Below are 21758 nucleotides of genomic sequence, written 5' to 3' on the forward strand. Positions count from 1 at the left end.
TCTCACAGTGTGCAAGTGCTTCCTGTTGGGCGAGGGTCAGTGCTTTGTAATCGAATTTGATCTTTTTCTAAATCAGATTTCATTTTATTTTCAACGGAGTTAATTTTTCCTAACAAATCAGCATCGCTTAGTGTTGAAGGATCACCAATACTATCAAGACGCCGCTCTGCTAATTTGTAATATGAGGACAAATGATTGCCACTATGTAATGGCTTACCAGAACTTGATGAATCAGCTTGTCTTGTTGGTAATGCGACACCATTCTCATTGCGATTGATGTTGTAAATACCTCTTCGCTGTGCTTCTTTAATTACCCGATGTGATTCGAGATGCTCAGGAATTAAATGGTGACCTGCCCACCATTTTGGACAAGGGCGCCCTGCCTTACTCATGTTGTTCTTTACGGCTTTACCATTAGCCAAACCCATCGGGTCAACCCAACCTGTCGGATTCGGTGCATAAGCATGAGTATTAAATCCCCCCATCAACCCAATAGGATCACTACTAATAAACCGCCCAATCTCTGGATCGTAATAGCGATGGCGGTTGTAGTGCAAGCCGGATTCTTCGTCGAAGTATTGGCCTTGAAAGCGTATGGGGTTGTTGATTCCAGCTTCTTTTGCCGCTTCACTGATGACGACCTGCGCTTCGCCCCAAGCCTTGTACTCCGCGCTCCAAGCGATTTCACCGTTTTCATCGCTGAGTGTTTGCGGCGTGCCGAGGTGGTCTACGTGGTAGTAGGCCATTTTTTCGCTGTCATCATTGGCGGTAATGATCTGTGCCAGTGGGATAAAGCTGTTGGGCTCGAACAGGTAGTGGCGGGTGTGTTCGGCCGTTTTTTCCAGGGCGATGACGTCACCGTCCCAAATAAATTCTGTCTTGCCATGGGCGTTTTCTTTGCCGATGCGGCGGCCGAATACGTCGTAAAAGTATTTGGTTTCGCCTGCTGCATTGCTAATTTTTCTCAGGCGATTAAAGCCATCCCAGCTGTATTGGGTGGTTTGTTCGCCTTGCTGCTTTTCAATCAGATTGCTGCGGGCGTCGTACTTATAATGGGTTCCAGCGTATTGCTTCAATAAGTTGCCGAGCACAGCGGGCATGGTGGGTAAGCTGCTGCTGGTGCTATTGCCGGCTTGGTGTTTTGTATCGACTAAGTTACTGGCAGGGTCGAAGGCAAAAGTTTCTTTACCCAAGCGGCTGTTGGCGGCGATAAGGCGGCCTACCGGATCATATTGGTAGCTGATCTGGCCGCTGCGACTGTCGCTGATGCCCAGCAACTGGCCGACTGGATCGTATTTGTAGCTGCGGTGGCTGCTGGTTTTACCGCTGAGTGTTTGTTGGGTAATACGGCCCATTTTGTCGAAATGGGTATTGGCGGTCAGCTGATTACCCAGCGTGCGCTGGGTTTCGCGGTGCAGATCATCCCGCTCAAAGCTGGCGATTTCTTGTTTATTCCACAGCATGCCGTGCACATGGCCGCTGCCGTAAACCAGCCAGTCGGTGCGCTGGCCATCGGGTCGGATGCTGGCGATGCGGTTGCCCAGCTCATCGTATTCATGCTGCCAGTTGTATTGCTGTTGCTGGCCGAATAATTTGTATTCGTGGCGCTCTGTAATGAGGTTACCGACGGCATCAAAACCAAAATGGCATTCGCTGTATTGGTTTTTGGCGGCGTAAATCCGGCCCAATACGTCGTATCTAAAGCGCTCGCTGCTTTGGCCACTCTGCCTTGCTGTTAAGCGCCCGGTTTCATCATAGGCCAGAGTGGTGATTTTCCCCGCTTCGTCGATTTGCTGCAGGCGGCCCGTTGCTGTTTCGTATTGGTAGCGGGTGCGCTTATTGCCGAAGTCGGTTTCTTCCTGCAGGCGGCTGGCGGCATCGTAAGTAAAACGATAAGCCTCCTTATTTTCATTGATCAGGCTGAGCAGGCGGCCCAGCTTATCGTACTGATAATTCAGTGTTTGATTGGCGGCGTCTTGGCGGCTGGCGATGCGGCCTGCGCGGTCGTAATCAAACTGAGTTTTAGCTTGCAGTGCGTCGGTGTGGCTGAGTAAGCGGCCTTCGGCATCGTATTGCAGCAGGCTGAGCGTGCCGTCAGGGTTGACGACTTTAGCCAGCTGGCCATCGCTACCATAGTGATACTGGCTGGCATTGCCTGCGGCATCTTGCGCCACAATCAAGCGACCACGGGCATCGTATTGCCACAGGCTGGTTTTGCCAGAGCAGTCGGTATAGCTGCTGAGCTGGCCATTGGGCAGATAGGCCAGTTTTTTACTGCCGCCTTTGGCATCTTTAATCGCTACGGGCAGGCCCTGCGGGTTGTAGCTGTATTGGGTGCTATGGCCCAGCGGGTCAGTTTCTTTTGTGAGATTGCCTTGGGCATCGTATTCGCGCAGCCATTCATGGCCGCTTGGGTCAGTGATGCGGATTAGCTGGTCTTTATCGTCGTAGGCCATCAACACCCGAGTTTGATCCGGGCGGATATGTTCAATCAGGTTGTCTTTGTCGTCATAGATAAAGCTTTCAGCAGTGCCATCGGGGTGGATGTGTTTGGTCAGGTTTTTAGCTTCATCCCTGAAGGCCCATTCTTCTTTGCCATCGGGGTAAACCGTGCGATACACATAGCCGTCGATATCGAAGTAATAGTAAGTCTCTTGCGCCAGCGCATCGGTGGTGATGGTCAGGCGCAGATCAGGTACATATTCAAGTTGGATACTGTTGCTGCCATCATCGGCGTATTCACGAATGGCTCTGGATTTGGCATCTGTGCCATCCCACTCGATATTCTGGCCTCGACCGGTGCGGTCGGTGTAGCGGGTAATAAGATGGTGTTGGTATTGATACTGCCAGCGCTGCTGGTCTTCGTCGCTGGCACTTATCAAATCGCCCGCATCGTTGTACTGATAGCTGGCGAGTTGACGAGGGGGCGTGCTGGCCAAGCTAATGCTGCTGATTCTGTTGTGCGCATCATATTGAAGCAGCGCCCAAGGTGATTCGCTATTTCTAAGACGGCTCAGGCGGCCCTGAATATCATAATCGAGCACAATTTCATTACCTGCCCGGTCACGCAACATGGCCAGTAAATAGCTTTCGCCATGACGTTCAAAAATCTCAAGCAGCTCATGGCCATGCGCCACGGTAAGCAGTTTGTCGCTCAGTTGGCTGAGGGTTTGGCCTTCGCTGCGGTCTTGGTGGTGTTCCCCCACTTTTAAGCGAGGATAAGGGGTTTCTCGTCCTTGGTCGTCGATATACACCATGCCATCTTCGCTTAGATCAAAGCGGGTGTGGAATGGCGTCAGCCAGCGTGCACCCTGGCTACTTTGATCAAAACGGGCTAAGCGGGAGTTATAAGTACGGGCCCAAACAATAGGCATCACGCCTTCTAATACAAAATCAGTATGGCTGAAGCTTTCTTCACCAAGGGCAAAGCCAATCGAATTGGCGGTACCGCCAGTAATCGGGCAGCTTTTGCAGCTATTGGGGGCTTTTTCTGCTTTTTTAAGCCTGCGGGATTTTTCAAACTGCTGTTGGGAGACGCGGTATTTGGCTTCAGACTTCACCCCCGGCGTGGCGGAGCCATGGGTTTTATTGGTTTTTTTATGGGCCAGACGTTCTAGCAAGGTTTTGAGCAGATGGGCAATGCTGCCTTGTACTTTGTCATCGCCCAGATCTTTCATCTTGGCTTTCACCAGTGGTGAAATTTTATGCTCTAAGTGATCTGCAGCCTGCCATAGCCATTCTTTTTGCTCCTTAGCGAGCGCCAGCTGGCTAATGGTGTTGATGACTACATTTCTGGCGCTGGCATGAATTTCCAGCAGGGCATGGAAGATGCTGGTCTTAGTGGCCTTGGCATCACGGAAATTGGTGCCTTTGTTGTAAGCAACTCCCGCTGGAACCGCACGATACTTACCCAGCTCTCCACTCGATAGTTGCCTGAGGAATAAAGCAAACTGATCAATCAGGCCCAGGATAAACGTCGCCACGTTTTCCATAATCGGCTTAATGGCTTTGCTCAGATCTTGAACCGCCGTTTCTACGGTGGCTGCCACCCGCTGGTCAGCCATGATATGGCTGATAATGACTTCAACCACGGCAGAAGCCACTGCGCCTTTATTGGCAACCACCGATTGCTTCGCGACGGCAATCACTGGGCGCAAAGTCATACGCAGCGGTGCTAATCCCAATGGCACCGGAATCACGCCTATCGTATCTACCCCAATGCCAAACCAATCCATCAGGCCGGGTTCAGTTTGCTTTTGCGTTAACTCATACAAGCCAATAATCACATCGCTGGCCGCAATCAGATTGCCAACTACGGGAATACCCGCCAAAACCATTTGCAAATCATTCAGTGATAACTTGCCGCCCGTTAGCTCCTGAATCCACTTATCAAATTCCCCAACATTGCTTTGTACATCTTTAGACAATTGCGCATCCAGCGGCACTAGAGCGTATTGCTTCATCACATCGCGCACTAGCTCTCCGCGCTCGGTGTATTCGCCCTTTGTTTCTGCGGGGGTAGGATTAAGGTATGTGCCCATATTTTATTCAGCAATATTAAGCCTGGGTATGACGCCAGGTGGGGTTATAGGAGAGACGATGCTTATTGGGTGGTCAGGCTCAAAGTATTTTTTTTCTGGCTTGATCGAGTAAGGCCTGCGCTTGTTCCGCCTTGGCCTGTACTTGTTTCAGCTGATCCAGCCCTTGCTGGGCCTGAGCCTGCACTTGCTGAACTTGCGCCAAGCCTTGCTCTGCCTGTCCCAGCAGTGCTTTGGCGGGGGCGAGTTGTTCCGCGATCAATGGCGCAGCAGACTGAGTCGCCAACTGAGTCGCTTTAGCCCCAGCCGCAGGGATCAATCCTTCAAGCTGGCTTAAGGCTTGCGTCTCCTCGACTATTTTGTTGGCAGCTAAAGGCGCTTGGGGCCATTTAGGAATATCGAACTTACGTTCCTGATTTTTTGGTGCTCGCGGGTCCGCCTGAAAGGCAACACTGATTGCGCCCATAGGCAAGCCACTCACCAGCGCTTTGCCCTCAGCATCTAAAGCCCCTTCATGCTTGTTTCCATTGAGATCCAGCAAGGTGTACTTGCCGCTTTTAATCCCTTCCATGTTTTCATAGAAATGATGGAGCTGAATATCGCCTACGGCAGGTGCCTTGCCTGCAAATGCTGGTAAAGGTGGATTTAAACTCGCAGGCCCGCTCCAATCATGGCTGCCACCTTTAATACTGACTTTCCCAGGTGCATGCAGCTCGATTTTCCCGCCTTTGATGCGGATATAAGCGCCGCCGGCGGTGAGCAGGATTTCTTGTTTGGCGTTGAAGAGGCCCTTACCTTTGATGGCGGTGAATCTGGCGTTTTTGTCGGCGGTAATTTCGATGTCGTCGCTTTGCGCCTGCATTTGCAGCTGGCCTTTGGCGGCGATCAGCTTCATGGTGATTTTGTCTTTAATGCCGCCGGTAAACAGGCTGATGTGCTGGCCTACATTGTGAATCCAGCGGCGGCCGGTGCTTTGGTTGGTGTCGCGCTGGGCGATTTGATCCAGGTTGCTGCCTGCGCTGAGGGTCTGGCTTTGCGGGGTGGTGATCGCTACGCCGTCCTCGCCGTGCAGCAGGATGATTTTTTGCTGGCCTGCCTGCTCTTTAGATTTTGTCTTACCGTCTTTATCGGTGTTGCTGCCCGCTTCAAAGCTTTTGCTGGCGTGCACGTGGTGGTAAAGATGGCCGTGGCTGGCTTTGTCGCCGGGGCTGTTGTCGGGCTTGATGGTTTGTTCATCGTCTCCAGTTTCGATGCTGTCGGCGAGTTGTTTGGTGGCGTATTCGCCGAGGTTTTTTGCGGTTTCCAGGGCGGATTCCAGCTGGCTTTGGGCTGGGCTGCGGTCTAGCTGTTTGCCGGATGCGCCGCCTTTGGCTTCGGTGCTGATCAGTAAGCCGCTGGCGCGAATAGCACCTTGTTTGTCGGTGCGCAGCTCAAAGCCTTCGCCGCGTGGTTCGCCTTTTCCATCCGTGCGCGGGTGGATTAAGTAGCCAAGGTTGAGCTGAGTTTTGCCGTGCTCGCTGGATAATTTAGTGCGGACTTCGCCTTTTGTATCGTCAAACAGCAGCTCGCCGTATTGGCCGCCTTCATGTTCTTTGGTCTTGATGCCAGATAGTGTTTTGTTGGCAGGCAGTGCGCCTGCGCCGCTGAATGTTGGCACCGGGTGGCTGCCGTTATAGACCACGGCGGTGACGATGGGGCGGTCGATATCGCCTTCGATAAAGTCGACTAAAACTTCCTGGCCGATGCGCGGAATAAACTGGTGGCCAAAGCCTGCGCCCGCACTCGGCATAGATACACGTATCCAGCAGGATGATTTGTCATCCAGGTTTGCACCAAACTCCGGGTGCTCTGCGGCACGCTGCCAGTGGAACTGCACCTTGATCCGGCCTTGCTCGTCGGTATGCACCTCCGATCCGGCGGGGCCAACCACGGTGGCGGTTTGTACGCCAAAGCTTTTGGGTTTGCTCAGTGGCTCATGGGCAAAGGCGGGGGTAATCGGCTGGCCACGTCTTTGGGCGGTGAAATCGGCTTGGTAGGGCTTGGCATCTGCTGCGCCTGCAGCTAGCAGGCCTGGGGAAACTTGCAGTAGTTGCTGGGTAAGATCCACCGGCAGATTATTCTGCGCGGTGAATTTAAGCTCGGTAATGGCGAATTCGCGCTGCTCGGCCGCATCCCATTCGTGGGCGGGGTGGTCTTCTAATCTGAACCATTGGCCGGCTTGCAGGCTGCGCAAAGTGCCAGAGCCAGTAAACGATTTCTTTTGCCCGTCTAAGGCCTGCTGACGCAAGTTAGCGTAATGGCTTAGCCCTTCGGCATCGCTGGCGTAATAGTGCGTCTGGGCATCGTAATCTTCAAAGCTGGATTGAATTTGCTGCCCGCCATCGCCCTGGTCTACCGCGCTCTGATCGGCGGTGTGGCTGGTGTTGGCGGCTTTGTAATTAAAGCTGGCAAGCGATACCGAGCTGCTGCCTACCTGACGCAGGCTGTTCCACTCGGTAAGGGCATCGCTTTCTTCGGTGGCATCGGCGCGGTGAAAGCGCACCTGGCTGTCTTGCGCCTCGGGTACGGCAAAGGCATCGTCAAAGACAACGAGCTGAACCTGGGGATTGTCACCCGGCAGATGAGCAAAGCGCCACGCTAAGCCTTCCTCTTGCATCAGCCTCACTAAAAAGTCGTAATCAGATTCGCGGTATTGCAGGCAATAAGAGCGCGGGCCGTGCGTGCCGGATAATTTGAAATCCAGCGTTTGCACTGATGCAAACACAGGGTTTTTTGCCTGATGTTCGGCTAGCACCTGCTTCACGATATCCGGCACGGATAAATCCTGGAACACGCGGGAAGTGCGGCGGTAGCGGAGTAAGGCAAACGGTGGTTCTACCGTTAGCGCGTACTTTGCAAAGCCCCCATCAGATCCCAGCAACTGCGCTTGGGATATCACGCCACAGCGCTCAATCTCGCTGCCGTTCGCATCCGCTACAGATAAAACAATGGGCAGGCCCAGTAAGGATTTAAGCTCTAAGCGGCCATCGGGGGATAAGCAATCAATGCGATAAATAAAAGACTGATTAAGCCCTTCCGTGCCCGTTACCTGCTGTGGTAACAACTGATTACCCCAAGCTGCGCCATCGCCAATTTGCAATGAAATCAATCGCTGATCTTGTGAAAAAGCAGCCGCAAAAGAAGCAAGGAGCTGGTCGGGGCGCATGGGCATTCCACGATTTTAACAATCGCTCAGATTACCCGATGTTTTTCGTGCCTGCCAAAATTATTACAAACACTTTGACTTATTACCAATTTAACATACGTAACAAGTAAGTATTTGTACTTAGTTTACTTGAATTGAACCGGAAGAAGCCTGAGGGTGAGCTTTAAAACCACCATAAATCTACCATGGCCTCCATATAGAAGCCCCTCAAAGATTGCGAGAAAACTCTGCTTAAAAATGAGCTGGTTTTGTGAGGAGGGTTTACCAATCAAACACTACAGGAAATGGAGGCAATACTCAGAGAAAGACAAAAGCGGCTTTGCATAAATCGTAACTGGGAGCAAAAACTGGTTGCAGAAAGAGCGGGGATTAGCCTGCGAACGCTAAGAAACATAGAGTCAGGCAATGGATCATCATTAAATACTCTAATTAGAGTTTTACGAGTACTCGGTCGAAAACTGGTTGGAAACCATCGCCATAGTGGCAACGATTGACCCCTTGATGATAACAAGAGAGGCGACCCCGAGACAGCGTGCGAGTAAGCCCACGCAACAAGAAAATACCTTGATGTAGCGCACATTTTGCACCAATGCGAAATTTAATCCGACCTAGCCAACACGCAGTGCTTATTGGTGAAATGTGAAGCCGTAGTGCCCTTCATTGCCGTTAGTACTGAGGTCGTAGCATTTTCATTTCATAGGACATGTTACGTAGGCATAAATATAACTCTATTTTTACTGAAAACTTCATTTCATTTTTTTGTACAGCAGCTTAATTTTTTGCCGCAGTTCCTGCTGCTGCTCAAGAGCGCTGATTCCTTTTTCTGGCAAACAAAAAATCAGTTTGTCATCTGTAGCTGTCGCCGCTTTTATAGTTTTATGATCATCAAGTGCAAGCCAGTATTTAATTTTTCTAGTAGTAGCATCTTGCAGGATTTCAGCATATCTATCAGAGATAATGCATTCCACAACACCATAAAACCGCCATCCTATATTTCCCAAAAGCTTAATCAGAGTTTCGTCATCAAAAAGCCTGCGCCAATCGGATGAAACAATTATCCTGACTTCAGGATAATCCTCTAGTATTTCCTCAAGATGTTTTAGCCAACAAAATAAATTTGGGTTCTGACACAAGCGGCCGTTTTCATCGATTGCGGGTTCACCATCTGCATGCAAAACACCATCAAAATCCAGATATAAAAAAATGAATGAATTATTGTCCATCATTCGAAACCTATCAGCATTTGTACTAACCAATAAAATACGCTTTTGGATGAAAAATGACAAGATAACCTGATTGATGGGGGAGCCAAATGGCAAATCCCTAATATAAAAAAATTAAGCACAATATAAATTTCATTATAACTTTGACGAATCATTTTTTACTTAAACACACTAAAACCCAGTAACAGCCTGACTTTTCAAAGCTTAAATGTTAGTCTAACTTTGGTGCTGGGCAGTGAAATGGACGCAGCCTCAGGCAGGCTTAATCCGGCATTCAGATCGTGGTAGTCAGTATTGTTCGCATGGTTATCGGAAGCTGATTGAGCAGTTTGGTTTGCAGGCATCAATGTCGCGGCGTGGGAATTGCTACGACAATGCGCCGATGGAAAGCTTTTGGGGCAGTTTGACGAATGAGTTGGTGCACCATCACAGTTATGGCAGCCGGTTTGAGGCAGAAGTATCGATTCGGGAATATATCAATATTTTTTACAATCGCCAGCGGTCCCACACGCGCCTGGGCAATCTATCTCCGGCCGCGTTTGCATAAAAATTCAGCAGGAAAGCGGTCGGAGTTTGAGTGAAGTGTGTCTACGGTTGTTAGGACAGGTCATGTTTTATATTACTTGTTTTTAGAGATTAAGCCATTGCTATCAAATGTGATATCTGATTGCTCAGCCCAGAATATAATGTAATCTCCGCTATAGTAATCAGGTAAATTTATTTTTTTAATTGAATCTAATATAAACGTATACATCATTAATAGGAGGATAGAGTCCTCCGCTTCATAGATTAAAAAATCATCATAATATCGTAAAGAATCACCACGCGTAAAACGATGCATAATTTGATTCCAGACTTGATCGTCTTGTGTACTTTCTTTGAATGATATTTTCTTTAAAAATGAATTCTGCCTCGCTAATGTGTCATCATTGGCGTGTATATAAGCTGCTTCGTTTAATATAAAGATGGCATCGGGGTGATCGTAGCTGTGTAGTCGGCAGTTAAACTCAAAATCGTTCCACTCTTTACCTTGTTTGTAGCTGAAAATGGTTTTAAAAGGTTTGGTTTGGATGTCATGTGAGCAAGATATATCTAGATCATTTGCTATGTGATTGAACCTATTTTTATAAATTGTATCTATGGAGCTTAACTTTGAGAGTGCATCGTTTAGCTCTGTAGGGTTTAACGTTGATTTAACTTCAATAACACCATAGACTTCTTCAATTGGAAATAATCTTAGATCATTTTCTTCGTTTAAAATAAACCTTGGGCATGTTTCCTTGTTAAATAAAACGATATCACATTCTTTTGATATATCTCCCCCCTGATTAATAATGTATCCCTTGGAGACGCCAATTTTCTCAGGCAAGATAAGTTTAAGAAAATTGCGCACTTGCTGCTCTCTTGGCGCTCCAATCTCATCTGGTCGGCCTGTACTGCTCTCAAGAGCTTTTTTAAAATCACATAGTGTACGTTTGAATATTTGAGAAATTGAATGTTCTTTCATTAAGGGATACACCTGAAGCTTTAAGTTGATTAAGATTGATTATTTGAAACAGCCTGATTATGTCTCTTGCGCAGCCAAGCGCCCATATAGGCAAGGCTTGGCTATGAATAATGCATGCAGCATTCGTTGGATTAGGGAGCACAAATCAAAACGCCGATTAAATCGATACTACATTCCCGCCAAATAGCGACCTGCATATTTGCCGTATTTGAATGCAGGATAGGTGCCTGGTTGCACAGTTTTTAAATTACCCAGCATCACATTAAGCCATTTAAAGGCGTCAATTTCCGTACCGGCCTTACCTTTCGGGGCGGGGACTACCCAATATTTAAATCCTAATTGTCAAACCACTTCAAAACCAATCAAACCGTCAGAAGTCACTATGCTCCTCGATGTCAAAGCTGTTGCTGCCTAGGGTTTGAGCGCTTAGAACGAAAAGCCTAGCACCGGATCAAAGCGCAGCCGATGAGGATGAACATCACGCATTTCGGCCGCCACCACAAAAGCGACCTTATTTTCAGAACCACGCCCGCGCTTGCCTCCGTTACGCTCGCCCCAGATAAGTGTCATCAATCCGAATGTCTCCACTCAAGGGGCCGCTTGTCTCACGTTGCCGAATTTCCTCTATCAACTTATGTTTCAGCAACCATGTGGCTTTTCAAATAATTCCCAATTGCCGACGCAGCGATATCGGTTTTCAATTGCGCCACAAGATAAATAGCCAGAAACCACTTAGTCAAGGGGAGTTGCAACTGGTGCACCATGGTTCCTGCCAGTCAAACTGGTTTGGTGCGCACAATGACAACAATCCCTCACGCGGATTTTGCCGCAAACAAATGTGCAGGCAATTTGTCCATGGCACCTTGCCTACTGCGGCCTGTCACATATTCATACTTAGAAATCCTCGATGCCTGTCCGTTCTAGCTCTTCGTGATGTAGCTTCCAGCTCGGCATGTGCAGACTAACCAGCACCCAGAATGCCTTTGAGTGGCTTTTTTCCACCGTATGGCACAGCTCATGCACAATGATGTAGTCCTGTACCGCCGCAGAGAACTCCATAATGCGTGGGTGAAATTCGATGATGTTATTCGCATCGCAACTCGCCCAGCGGCCTTGGAAGAATTTGATGCGCCCTCCGTGCGATACCAAGCCTGTTTTCTTTTCCCAGTAGCGCAGCCGAGGCAATAACTTGCTATGAGCCCGCTCCATGTAAAAGCGGGTCAGGAATGGCGCTAGTTGCTCTGGCGTAATACTTGCACCTGTGGGGTTTTGAATCACAAATCGGGATGCCGTAAAACGTAAAGTTACACTTTTTACGTCAGGCTGATGATGCACCTCGGCGTAATAGCTGCGGCCTGCGTAGCGTAGTCGGCTGCCCGTAACAATCAATGCCTCAGTGGCTATTTGATTAACTTGTTGACGCTTCTCGCATATCCAACGGGCTCGCTGCCGTATCAACTGGGTTTGCTCTTCAAGCGAAGCATCAGGCCCACGTAACAGCACCAGCTCACCCCGTTCAACGGTAATGTAATGGCGCTTGAGTTCAGGCGCTAACTGAAAGCGCCATTCGATAACAGTCTGCCCGTATTGAAACTGCGGCATCTTAGTTCTTCAGTAAAATATCAAACAATTTATTGGCATGCTCACGCGCCACAGCACGCTCCCACCCCGCCAGCGGCATCAATAATCGACGCAATAAATCGCGAACTTCAGGATGAACATCACGCATCTGCTTCCAATTATGCGAAGCCAGGGTCTTGCTCAGCTCCTCATGCTCGAACACCTTGGTCGTGATGACTTTGGCAACGTCCTCGCTAAGCTCTTTAGCCAGATAGTGGTAGGCCGCCGTTTGCGCTGCATTTTCAAAGCCAGATTTATCCTTATCGCGTATTTGCTGCCCAAATAGTTCCAACTGCTCTAAAAACTGCGCCTGTGTAATACGGCCCGCTTTTTCTTCAAGTAGCAGTTTTTCCAGCTCTTCAGCCAGCTTGTCAAAAAACGCAGGGTCTTTATCCCGGCCCGACACTATCGTGTGCTTGAGCTGATTTTTCATTGTCAGAGCTTGGCTGCCTGCGTTTGCACCGCGCTTGAGGCGTGCCATATCGCTGGCATCCAAGATCGACACTTCATGCCCCAGCAGGCTTTTGGCGGGGCTTGCGGCAATATATTCATCCAGTAATTGCTGCAGTAGCGCCGACTCCAACTTGGTAATCCGCTCCTGATACGCATTGCCCGGCAATTTATCGCGCAGCATCAAGCGAATTTCGCCAAATAGCGTGAAATAGGGCTTGAACGGAATACCACGTACGTCGGGCAAAATGATGTCGAGTGAGCGATTAAATTGCTTCACCAGCGCGATAAATTCTTCGACTGAATCAAGACGGGTATCGGGGTCAAGAAACTGCTCGGCGTCGTCTTTATAATCTTCGCGCTGGGCAACAGGGTCATGCTTGCGCGGCAGCAGCTTTAAAATCCGCTCCAGCGTCGCCTGCGCTTTCGGGATTTCACTTTCTACGCCTTCCCAGACCTGTGATGGTTTGACTTCGCCGCCATAGATTTTCAGCGCATGGTCAAGGTGTTCGACCACACCGTGGTAATCAACGATATAACCCGCATTTTTTCCCGCCAGGGTGCGATTAACCCGCGCAATGGCTTGCAGCAGCGTATGTTCCTTCAGCGGTTTATCCAGATACATCGTACCCACAATCGGCGCATCCCAGCCCGTGAGCAACATATCCGATACGATAATCAGGCCAATATTATTTGCATGCACCTGCCCATCACGGCCTTTGCTTTCATCGCCATAGGGCAGCGGGAATAGCTTACTCACAAAGGTGCTAATTTCATCCGGCAAGATGGCGACAGGCGTTGTCTTAGCCTTGATTTCGCCCTTGATGCGTTCTTCAATCGAGGCAATCTCTGCAACGTCGACGCCGCGTTTTTCAGCCTCTTCAGCTTCGGTATGCCCAGTGCGTTTTGAGGTAATCCCTGCCAGCGAAATCACCACGCGGCTTTCAAATGTCGGCAAACCCGCCTTGGCACGCTCGGCCATTTTGGCGTCGAGCAAATCCTTATACGCAACGGCCATGTCGCGACCATCGCAAACCAGCATGGCCTTTAAGCCTTTGGCTTGCACATTAGCTAAAAAATGCTCGGTTAAATGCTCGGCTACTTTATCCAGGCGGTCTGCCGCCTCACGCCATTTTTGTAGCAAGGCTTTTTTCAGCGCGTACTGCCGAACTTCAGATTCATCGCCAAATTTTTCTTTAAACGCTTTGTCGAGGTCGCCATTGGCAGCCAGCTCAATCCACGCATCCAGATACTTAATCGGCAGCGTTGCCCCATCGGCTACTGCTTCGTGCAAACGGTATTCGTCGATGTATTCTCCCCCACCAAATTCACCTAGGGTGTGCTTGTCGTCTTGCAGCAGCGGCGTACCTGTAAAAGCGACAAACTTGGCATTGGGCACACTGGCGCGCATAAAGGCAGCCAAAAAGTCGTACTGACTACGGTGCGCCTCATCAACCAGCACATAAAAATTAGGCTTATTGCTCAGCACACGAAAGTTGATTTTCTCCCGCGCCACTTCAACCCACTGCGCCTTGAACAAGGCACCGCTGTCATTCACTTTGCCCAAATGGGCATTGGTCTGCTCAACCATATAAAAATCGTTTTCAACCCGAACCCTTACATGCCGGGCTGCAGATTCGCTCGGCTTTAGCTCAATACTCTCTTCAGGCGTATCAGGCCCGTCACGCTCTGCTTCGTCGTCTTTCTCTTGGAATTTATGCACCGTGCTGGTCAGCACGCTACCGTAATCATTCGACAAAATCTTGATAAGGCCGTCTACCGAACCCGCTTTCATCGTCTTGATGCCAATGGCGCAGAACGTCTCAAAAATCTGTTGGTCGAGGTCTTTGCGGTCGGTCAGCACCAGTACCGTTGGGTTATTCAAACCCAAGGAATCATTTCTTAAATAACGTGCCAGCAGCGCCATCGTCAGCGACTTGCCGCTACCCTGCGTATGCCATACCACGCCTCCAAGGGGCTTAGGAGCAGTCAGGCGCGCCACTGTTTTGCGAACCGCCCGCCATTGCTGATAGCGCGGCAATTTTTTCATTACCTTGCCATCGCGTACTTCAAACAGCACCAAATGGGTAATCAGCTCTAAAAATCGGCTAGGTTCAAACAGCGCCCATAGCAATTCATCTTGCTCGCTAGGTTCATCACCCAGCACTGCAATCACCTGTTGGCGCTCTGCCTCTTGCAAGCGGTAGCGAGCATAGTAATCAGGTTTAGTGGCGATGGCCGCATAACGGCCTTCGCGGCGATTAAGGCCCACCAGCACCTGGTTAAATACGAATTGCGGCGCAAAGCTACGCTGATACCCATCGAGCTGCCCCAGTGCTTCTTCCAGCCTATGGTGCGATGCTTTGCATTCAATCATCGCCAGCGGCAGGCCATTCACAAACAGCAGTAAGTCAGGGCGAAAAGCCTCACCCTCAGCATTAGCACCTACAAACTGCTCGACCACATGAAAATCATTATTTTTGGCAACACTCGCATCAAAAAAACGCACGCTTTTCATAAAGCCCAGCGCGTCTTTCACCTGAATATCGCTGCGGTGAACCACCTGCTCCCAAAATGCGCAGTTAGCGGGAATTAACTCATCATTCACCCGTTTTTTCAGCTCTATCACCGCAGCAGCCACACCCCCCGCTGATTCTGCCAGCCAAGGGTTTAACACAAGCAAACGCGCTTGCAATACATCCAACATAATGGGGGCCAAATGGCGCGGCTCAGGCTGAATGGTTTTGCCTGATAGATGCATATAGCCAAGCTTAACCAAACTGGCGATGGCAGGATTTTCGACGCCGATTTTTTCAGCTTGGCTCATTCAATACTCTCAGTGAGTGCTATTTCTTGTTGGTGGGTACGGTAAAACACGATGGTTTGATTGTCGGGCCATTTGCGCTCTCCTAAATCAAACAAATTAGTCGCTTTGATGAGTTGGTCCCAGTGCTTATAGCGATAGCGTTTAGGGAAGTCTTCAGGGTAATGTTTGCGGATGTAGTTGATTGCGTCGTTGAGCTTGGTCCAGCCCTCAGCCGCTAGTTTTTGTTCGGCCTCAAACAATGCCTTCACAACCGGCGTTTGCTCCCACATATGCTCGCGCCCACCCGATGGGTCCAGGCCACGAAAGAACCAATCTTTATACTCAGTTGAATTGAATAACTCGGCCAGTATTTTTCGGCTTTTATCCAGCGCGATAAGGCGCACCTTTAGCGCTTCGTGTTGAGCGCTAACCTGCGTATAACAATCATCCAGATAATCGGCAGCACTGGTCAGTGATGCTTCATTGTACAAATCAAACCGCTCAATAAAATGATGAACCAGCCCATTGCGCATTTCGACCATTTCACTGAGCTGTGCTTTAATTCTTTCATACTCCTCAGAACTCACCTCGACTGAAGAATTAAATCTCATCCTTATTTTTCCATCATCAGGCTCATCCTCAGCATCCGACTCAGGTACTTTTTCTTCACCCTCCGCCTTGGGTAGTAGCATCTTTCCACCCGTATATTGCTTTACTAATTGGCCGAGTGTTTTGTTGCGTACAGACTCTTTGTTGTCATCCAAGTTATGCCGAAAACCATTATCGGTTTGCACCACTTCAAAATTCGAATACGCCAATAGCGCCTTCAAGCCACGCTCATAATATTGCAACATCAGCATCACGCGCCCCAGCTTGCGCTGTATGTCGCGGTTTAAGTTGTGTAGGGGGTAAATGGGGCCGATGGGCATGATTTATTTTCTTTGCAAACTAGTGCATCACTCGGGTATTTGATGTAGCTGGCCATGACGTAACCAAAAAGCCCTTAGCCTCGTTTTCATACCATGCGATAACCTCTTTCAGCAAAGAATGCCCCTTCAATGCCGCATCTTTTGAACTTTGCATGAAGTGCGAGTGGTTTTTATTTCTATCCTGCTTCCTCACCGAGACATAGCCATGCACAGCCAGATTACGTTGTTTTCGCCATTCATCAACAGATTTGACCAACGCCAAATCATCATTCTTAAGATGAATCTGTTTTTTCTGAAACTCTTGCAGAACATCGTATAGAGAGTCTGATTTAGGCTTTACCTTTTTGGCATCTAAATAACTAAGGAATAGATTGGTAAACAAGCACTCCTGTAAAACAATCGCTTCCAAGTAAAACTTTTGCTCAATAGCAACACCGATACGCAACAAAGCATCACTTTTGGCAATCTCAACTGTTTTTAGCTCAGCAATTGCATCCTCAAAAGGCACTTCGCTCCTTTTGGACAATGCCAGCGCTTCAGTAAGTGAGTAGCCTAGCCTGTCTTTATTCTCTGCTGACCATTCTTTATGAAACTGCCAATGAGCATCATGGTAACCATGGATGAATTTGTGGACAAATACCCAGTCGGGGTTCACCCAAGACAGATAGGGCGAATCGTCTTGTGGTGGAAAGCCCACCATAGCCCCTATTTCGGCAACCCATTCTGCCTGATATTTAATCATGGTTTTCATATGAAATAGAGGTCGTTTTGGCGAGCAGTAATACGGGTGTTGTGGCGTCCAGCCAGGAACGTCATTGAACGTCAAGGCCTCATTGAACTCCTTGGCCGTCATCTCGCGTTGCATTATTTGGACCAGCAAGTCTCTAATGTGTTGTCTATCAGGATACTTAGAGCGGTCTTTGTTAAAGTCAAAATAGAAACACCAGAAAAGCAAAGAAACAAACTTTTCCAAGTCAAACCAACCATTTTTTGAATAAAACTCGTAGTTCTCTATATCGGCCCACAAAGCTTTTTCATCGCTATCCATTAATTACACCTAAAACATCACATTTAAAAAACAGGAAAGCCTGCACGTGTCTATCACGTCACCCCAAACTAAACGTCCCTTGTTTGCGCAGCTCGGTATAGCTGGCGGTGAAATCGCGTTTGTAGTTCGGCCCTAGCAACGTCAGCCCTGCTAATAGACCATCGCTGACCCTGCGGCCACCCCGCTTCATCAGGCCCATTTCGACGGCGACGGCGGCTTGGCCTTGCGTTAAGTCGCGCAGGCGCTCGGTCAGGCCCAGTACGCCGTAGGCCGCTTCGACAGTCATTGGCAGGCAAACCGAATTGCTGCGCGTGTCTTTTAGGTACACAAAGCGGCCAACTGCATGTCGGCAATCGCATCCAGCATTTCATCATCGAGCACCAGCCGCCGCATTTTTCTGCGCTGCGCGTTGGCGGCGCGGTAGCGAGTCAGCGCATCACGGTCCGCTGCATAGCGAGAGCGCGCCAGCACCAGCCATTGCGTGGCTCGCTGGCTAGCTCGTTCGTCCTCGCTTGGCAACGTATCCCAAAAAGCTATATACACGGCGATAAAACGATGCGCTATCACCGAATCAACAACCATTACGATGTATATCCACCAACGCTATGATTAATAATGGCCACAAGCCCATACCCATTTAAGCGACTTTCACCCGCCACTCACCCGTTAGCAGCTTTTGCATCAGGCCACGTTTCAGGGTTTGGTAGTGGGTTTGTTTGGTTCCAAGTACGTTCAGCTTCGCATCTGCACTTTCTAGAATGTCTGCAATCACATTTTGCTCAGCCATCGGCGGCGTAGGCACTAATAACTTTTTAAGATTGCCTGCATTGATATTTTGCTGCGCCCCACCTGCCGATTGGTGCAACATCAATTCTTTGCCTAGCGGCGAATTAAAATAGCGAGAGACAAAGTTAGCATTGACTAACCCATGCTTTGGTCGAGTAATCAACGTTGTGAATGTTTGAACATTGCCCATTCCAGCTGGAACTACACAAGAAACGCCTGGGTAACCTGTTCGCACAGTCAAAATATCGCCAGCTTTAACTCGCTTGTTTTTGTTCTTGGCATCAAACTCTTCCGAAATGTACAAAAGCTCAGAGGCATCAAGATAATCTTCTTTGATGTTCTGATTTCGTATCAGAGGTATGCCGTCAGGCACATAGTATTCTGTTGTTGATGTGGCAATACCCACGGTTACAGTCTCAGACAAAACCTCAAGGGGATAAACAGTCCAGCACGCAGGAATCTCGCCCAGCTCGGTTTGCTGAAATTCGGTGTGGGGGTGCCATTGGCCGTTGGCGTCTTGGGTGCCGACGCCTTGGCTGAACAGGGTTTGCATCAGGCCGCGCTTGAGCGTGTTGGTCGCATCAATCTGCCGCGCAATTACGTCCAGCTTGTCGTCCACCGTACCCAAAATCGCTGCGATTTTTTCTTGTTCGGGGAGCGTGGGAAGCCTAATAACAAAATCACGCAAAACCTCAAGACGAATTCCTTTAACCGTAGAGCCTGTCCCTGCTGCCTCAATTAACTCGGCGTTCGCTTGAAACCAGTAGAACAGATATTTTTTGCTCAAATCCGACTTTGGAAAAATTGCTTTCAAATCTTGATTGATTGCTACGTCGCAATTAAAAAAAGCTACTTTTCCCAAGGCCATTCGAGTCGGCGTTATCAATGTTCCCGCTGGGACAATACGCGTTGCACTAGCTTTGACCGCTGCTGCAGAAATGTAATCAACCGTTTTTGATAAACGAGTTCCAACAAAATCTTTAACACTCGCCCAAGGAATATCGCCATTCCAATATTCAGCGACTTCCTTTGAAGGCGTGCCACCACCAACGATAGTCTCGACACTTTCGCCTAAAGTTAATGCGCGCCAATCTTCAGGAATCCACCCAATCGCCGTTTCTTTATATCCCTCCTTGCCGACTACGCTCATTGGAATACCTCATAGGTATTACCTTGCAGGCCAAACTTAAAAATAGCTACAGACCGATACCGCATCACTTCACCTCATCCAGCAAACCCAGCTCAGCCAGATAGCTATTCAGGCGTTCGTCAATGGCGGCTTCGTCATCGGCCAGTGCGGCTAGCTGGGTCAGCGTGGCCGGTACATCCACCACGTCTTCCACTTCGCCGGTGTCGATATAGCGAGCGATATTCAGATTACCGTCATTGCCACGAATTTCGGTCAGCGGCACGACGCGGCAGTAATGGTCGACTTCGGTTTGCGATGTAAACGCGGCCTTGTGCGTAGTGCTGATGCGCTCGATATCTTGGTCACGCAGGCTGTTTTGCGCTTTGCCCTCAGCGAAATCGGCGCTGGCGTCGATGATGATGACTTTATCTTTCAGCGCGGCGGGTTTGGCTTTGTTCAACACCAACAGGCAGGCGGGAATGCCGGTGTTGTAAAACAGCGCGGATGGCAAGCCGATGATAGCTTCAATCAAATCGCCCTGATGGCCGCCGCTGGCTGCGTCCGTGCCAAACATCAAGCCTTCGCGGATTTTGCCTTCTTCACCGCTGCGGAACAGCACACCATGTGGCAGTACGACGCACATGCGGCCATTGTCTTTCAAGCTGGCGAGCATGTGCTGCACAAAGGCCAAATCGGCATAGCCACGCGGTGGCACGCCATAGACAAAGCGGCCATACGGGTCGCTAACCTGTTTGTAATTGGGCGACTTGGCTTTGACGCCATTTTCGCTTTCCGCTTCGGCGGCTAGCTCCAGCGGTGCCCACCATGCCTTGGCCGAAAATGGCGGGTTGGCAATCACGCGATCAAAAGTGCGCAGGTAAGTGCCATTCAAGTGCTTGGGGTCGACGAGCGTATCGCCCTTGGCAATGCCGTCGACGCTCATGTTGTGCAGGTAAAGATTAAGCTTGGCAATTGCCCACGTACCAAGGTTTTTCTCTTGGCCAAACAGCAGTACATTGGGCTTGCCCATCACCAAGCCATTGGGCTGTGCAGCAACGTGGTGCGCGCTTTCAACCAACATCCCGCCACTGCCGCAAGTGGGGTCATACACATGCTGCCCAGCCTGCGGGTCGAGAATGTTCACCAGTAATTGCACCACGCCCTTGGGCGTGTAGAACTCGCCGCCTTTTTTACCCGCGTCGTCGGCAAATTGCTTAATCAGGTATTCGTAAGCGTCGCCAAGCATATCGGCTTTATACAGGTCGTCGTTGCCGAGTTTGTATTGGTTAAAGTGGCGCAAGAGGCGCTGCAATACATGGTCGGACAACTTTTGCTTGTCGCCGTATTGGGTGGCGGTGAGCACGTATTGCAGCTCTGAGTTGTACCCCTCAATCGCGTGGAAGGCTTTATCCAGCACTTCGCCCAGGTTTTCGGTCTGGCTAATTAAAGAAGGCCAGCGGGCATCAATCGGAAATGCGCCGTGTTTTTCTTGCACTTCGTCCTCGGCATCTCTGCCTGACAAACCTTCCGCCGCCACTAAGGCACGCACGCGCTCTTCAAACACATCGTTAAAGCGTTTCAGAAACAAGAGGCCAAAAATATAGTTTTTGAAATCAGACGAATCAATCGAGCCGCGCAGAATATTGGCCGATTCCCACAGCCAGGATTCCAGGTTTTCTAACGTTAACTTTTCAGACATGGATCACTTTGCAGAATGTATAACAAGCCGCCCCGCGCAGCGCGCTGAGCGTAAAAATGGGTGGTCAGCACGATGCTGACGCGAAGGCGACATGTTAATGGATTGGGTGGTATACGGGGTGAAGATTAAAGGATTTTGTAACTTATCTTTGAGCAAACAATTGCACGAAGGATGGCTAGCATTGAATACTTCACTACCCGCCGTTTTCTTTTCGCTAAAGCTGACACCTAGGGGCTAGAGGGGTAGTTGCGAGAAGAGCGCTCGAGGACTCAAGCGCTTCTAGCTAAGCAATTTTGAAGGGAAGTTTTAGTTTGACTGCAGCCAGCCTGTTAGATGGCGAGCAGGGACGCAATGTTCTGTGTCTGAGCTTCGATTCTGATTTCTAACTATTATGTAATCTTTTGTCTGCTGAGCATGCAGCAGGACTGCGTATACAGCAGCTAAATCATAAGAATCACTCTGGGTTGTAACGCCCTCCAGAACGCAGACGACATGCTTGCCACAAACATTAAAGTTAGCAGCATACCCCTGTGAAACATCAAGCGTATCAAGAAGTCCGTCGTAAAAGCTGCGCACGTGACAATGTTGCGACATCGTATCGGAATAGACAAACATCTGATTTGTAATTTTATGGTAAACAGAAAACACATCTGGAGAGCCTATCAAGATACTGCCTGTCGCAACATAGAAGTTATACAACAGCTCACCGATAGAGAGCTCAGCTAGGCCATCAATAGAACTTTGGGGCAAGAGGTTCTTACCCTGCTCTGCTGAAAAGCTATTTTCTTGTTGATTCATTATGGGTCCTTAGAACTTAT

At 49.3% G+C, this 21758-nt stretch carries 15 protein-coding genes and 1 pseudogene; 2 read left to right on the forward strand and 14 right to left on the reverse strand.

From position 1 onward, the window contains the following. Positions 1 to 2: 2 nt before the first annotated feature. Positions 3 to 4541 (reverse strand): RHS repeat-associated core domain-containing protein, encoded by a 4539-nt coding sequence (locus tag DYD62_RS18610; protein ID WP_115228872.1) that lies wholly within the window; start codon positions 4539 to 4541, stop codon positions 3 to 5. Between the two features lie 79 nt (positions 4542 to 4620). Then, positions 4621 to 7743, reverse strand: coding sequence for a type VI secretion system Vgr family protein (locus tag DYD62_RS18615; protein WP_115228873.1), 3123 nt, complete (start codon positions 7741 to 7743; stop codon positions 4621 to 4623). Positions 7744 to 8027: 284 nt separating this feature from the next. On the opposite strand from DYD62_RS18615, the gene DYD62_RS24485 reads away from it, so the two are divergent. Further along, the gene (locus DYD62_RS24485) at positions 8028 to 8237 is read left to right on the forward strand and encodes a helix-turn-helix transcriptional regulator (protein WP_207916815.1); all 210 of its coding nucleotides are present in this window, start codon (positions 8028 to 8030) and stop codon (positions 8235 to 8237) included. 252 nt (positions 8238 to 8489) lie between these two features. On the opposite strand, the gene DYD62_RS18625 is transcribed toward DYD62_RS24485, so the two are convergent. Then, on the reverse strand, positions 8490 to 8969 hold the full coding sequence (locus tag DYD62_RS18625) for an HAD domain-containing protein (protein ID WP_207916817.1): 480 nt from the start codon (positions 8967 to 8969) through the stop codon (positions 8490 to 8492). Between the two features lie 229 nt (positions 8970 to 9198). On the opposite strand from DYD62_RS18625, the pseudogene DYD62_RS18630 reads away from it, so the two are divergent. Further along, positions 9199 to 9513, forward strand: a pseudogene (locus DYD62_RS18630) (integrase core domain-containing protein); the annotation flags it as partial. A gap of 72 nt (positions 9514 to 9585) precedes the next feature. On the opposite strand, the gene DYD62_RS18635 reads toward DYD62_RS18630, so the two are convergent. From DYD62_RS18635 to DYD62_RS18680, 11 genes are all read right to left on the reverse strand, one after another. Then, positions 9586 to 10473 (reverse strand): DUF6602 domain-containing protein, encoded by an 888-nt coding sequence (locus DYD62_RS18635; RefSeq protein WP_115228874.1) that lies wholly within the window; start codon positions 10471 to 10473, stop codon positions 9586 to 9588. 426 nt (positions 10474 to 10899) lie between these two features. Next, the gene (locus DYD62_RS23490; protein ID WP_147288280.1) at positions 10900 to 11046 is read right to left on the reverse strand and encodes a transposase; all 147 of its coding nucleotides are present in this window, start codon (positions 11044 to 11046) and stop codon (positions 10900 to 10902) included. A gap of 321 nt (positions 11047 to 11367) precedes the next feature. Further along, on the reverse strand, positions 11368 to 12075 hold the full coding sequence (locus tag DYD62_RS18640) for a YgjP family zinc-dependent metalloprotease (protein ID WP_115228875.1): 708 nt from the start codon (positions 12073 to 12075) through the stop codon (positions 11368 to 11370). A gap of 1 nt (position 12076) precedes the next feature. Further along, positions 12077 to 15370: a type I restriction endonuclease subunit R gene (locus tag DYD62_RS18645; protein WP_115228876.1), complete on the reverse strand. Its 3294-nt coding sequence runs from the start codon at positions 15368 to 15370 to the stop codon at positions 12077 to 12079. Next, a complete protein-coding gene (locus tag DYD62_RS18650; protein ID WP_132038758.1) occupies positions 15367 to 16209 on the reverse strand; it encodes an OST-HTH/LOTUS domain-containing protein in 843 nt (280 codons plus the stop codon). The genes DYD62_RS18645 and DYD62_RS18650 overlap by 4 nt, the downstream gene beginning before the upstream one ends. A gap of 88 nt (positions 16210 to 16297) precedes the next feature. Continuing rightward, on the reverse strand, positions 16298 to 17326 hold the full coding sequence (locus tag DYD62_RS18655) for a hypothetical protein (protein ID WP_115228878.1): 1029 nt from the start codon (positions 17324 to 17326) through the stop codon (positions 16298 to 16300). Positions 17327 to 17384: 58 nt separating this feature from the next. Beyond that, positions 17385 to 17612 (reverse strand): hypothetical protein, encoded by a 228-nt coding sequence (locus DYD62_RS18660; RefSeq protein ID WP_115228879.1) that lies wholly within the window; start codon positions 17610 to 17612, stop codon positions 17385 to 17387. A gap of 32 nt (positions 17613 to 17644) precedes the next feature. Continuing rightward, complete coding sequence (locus DYD62_RS18665) at positions 17645 to 17908, reverse strand: hypothetical protein (protein WP_115228880.1); 264 nt, start codon at positions 17906 to 17908, stop codon at positions 17645 to 17647. A 55-nt stretch (positions 17909 to 17963) separates the two neighbouring features. Then, positions 17964 to 19262: a restriction endonuclease subunit S gene (locus DYD62_RS18670; protein WP_115228881.1), complete on the reverse strand. Its 1299-nt coding sequence runs from the start codon at positions 19260 to 19262 to the stop codon at positions 17964 to 17966. A 64-nt stretch (positions 19263 to 19326) separates the two neighbouring features. Further along, a complete protein-coding gene (locus DYD62_RS18675; protein WP_115228882.1) occupies positions 19327 to 20940 on the reverse strand; it encodes a type I restriction-modification system subunit M in 1614 nt (537 codons plus the stop codon). A 306-nt stretch (positions 20941 to 21246) separates the two neighbouring features. Next, entirely contained in the window at positions 21247 to 21738 is a 492-nt protein-coding gene (locus tag DYD62_RS18680; RefSeq protein ID WP_115228883.1) for a hypothetical protein, read from the reverse strand. Positions 21739 to 21758 lie beyond the last annotated feature (20 nt).

This window comes from Iodobacter fluviatilis (assembly GCF_900451195.1).
GTDB lineage: Bacteria > Pseudomonadota > Gammaproteobacteria > Burkholderiales > Chitinibacteraceae > Iodobacter > Iodobacter fluviatilis.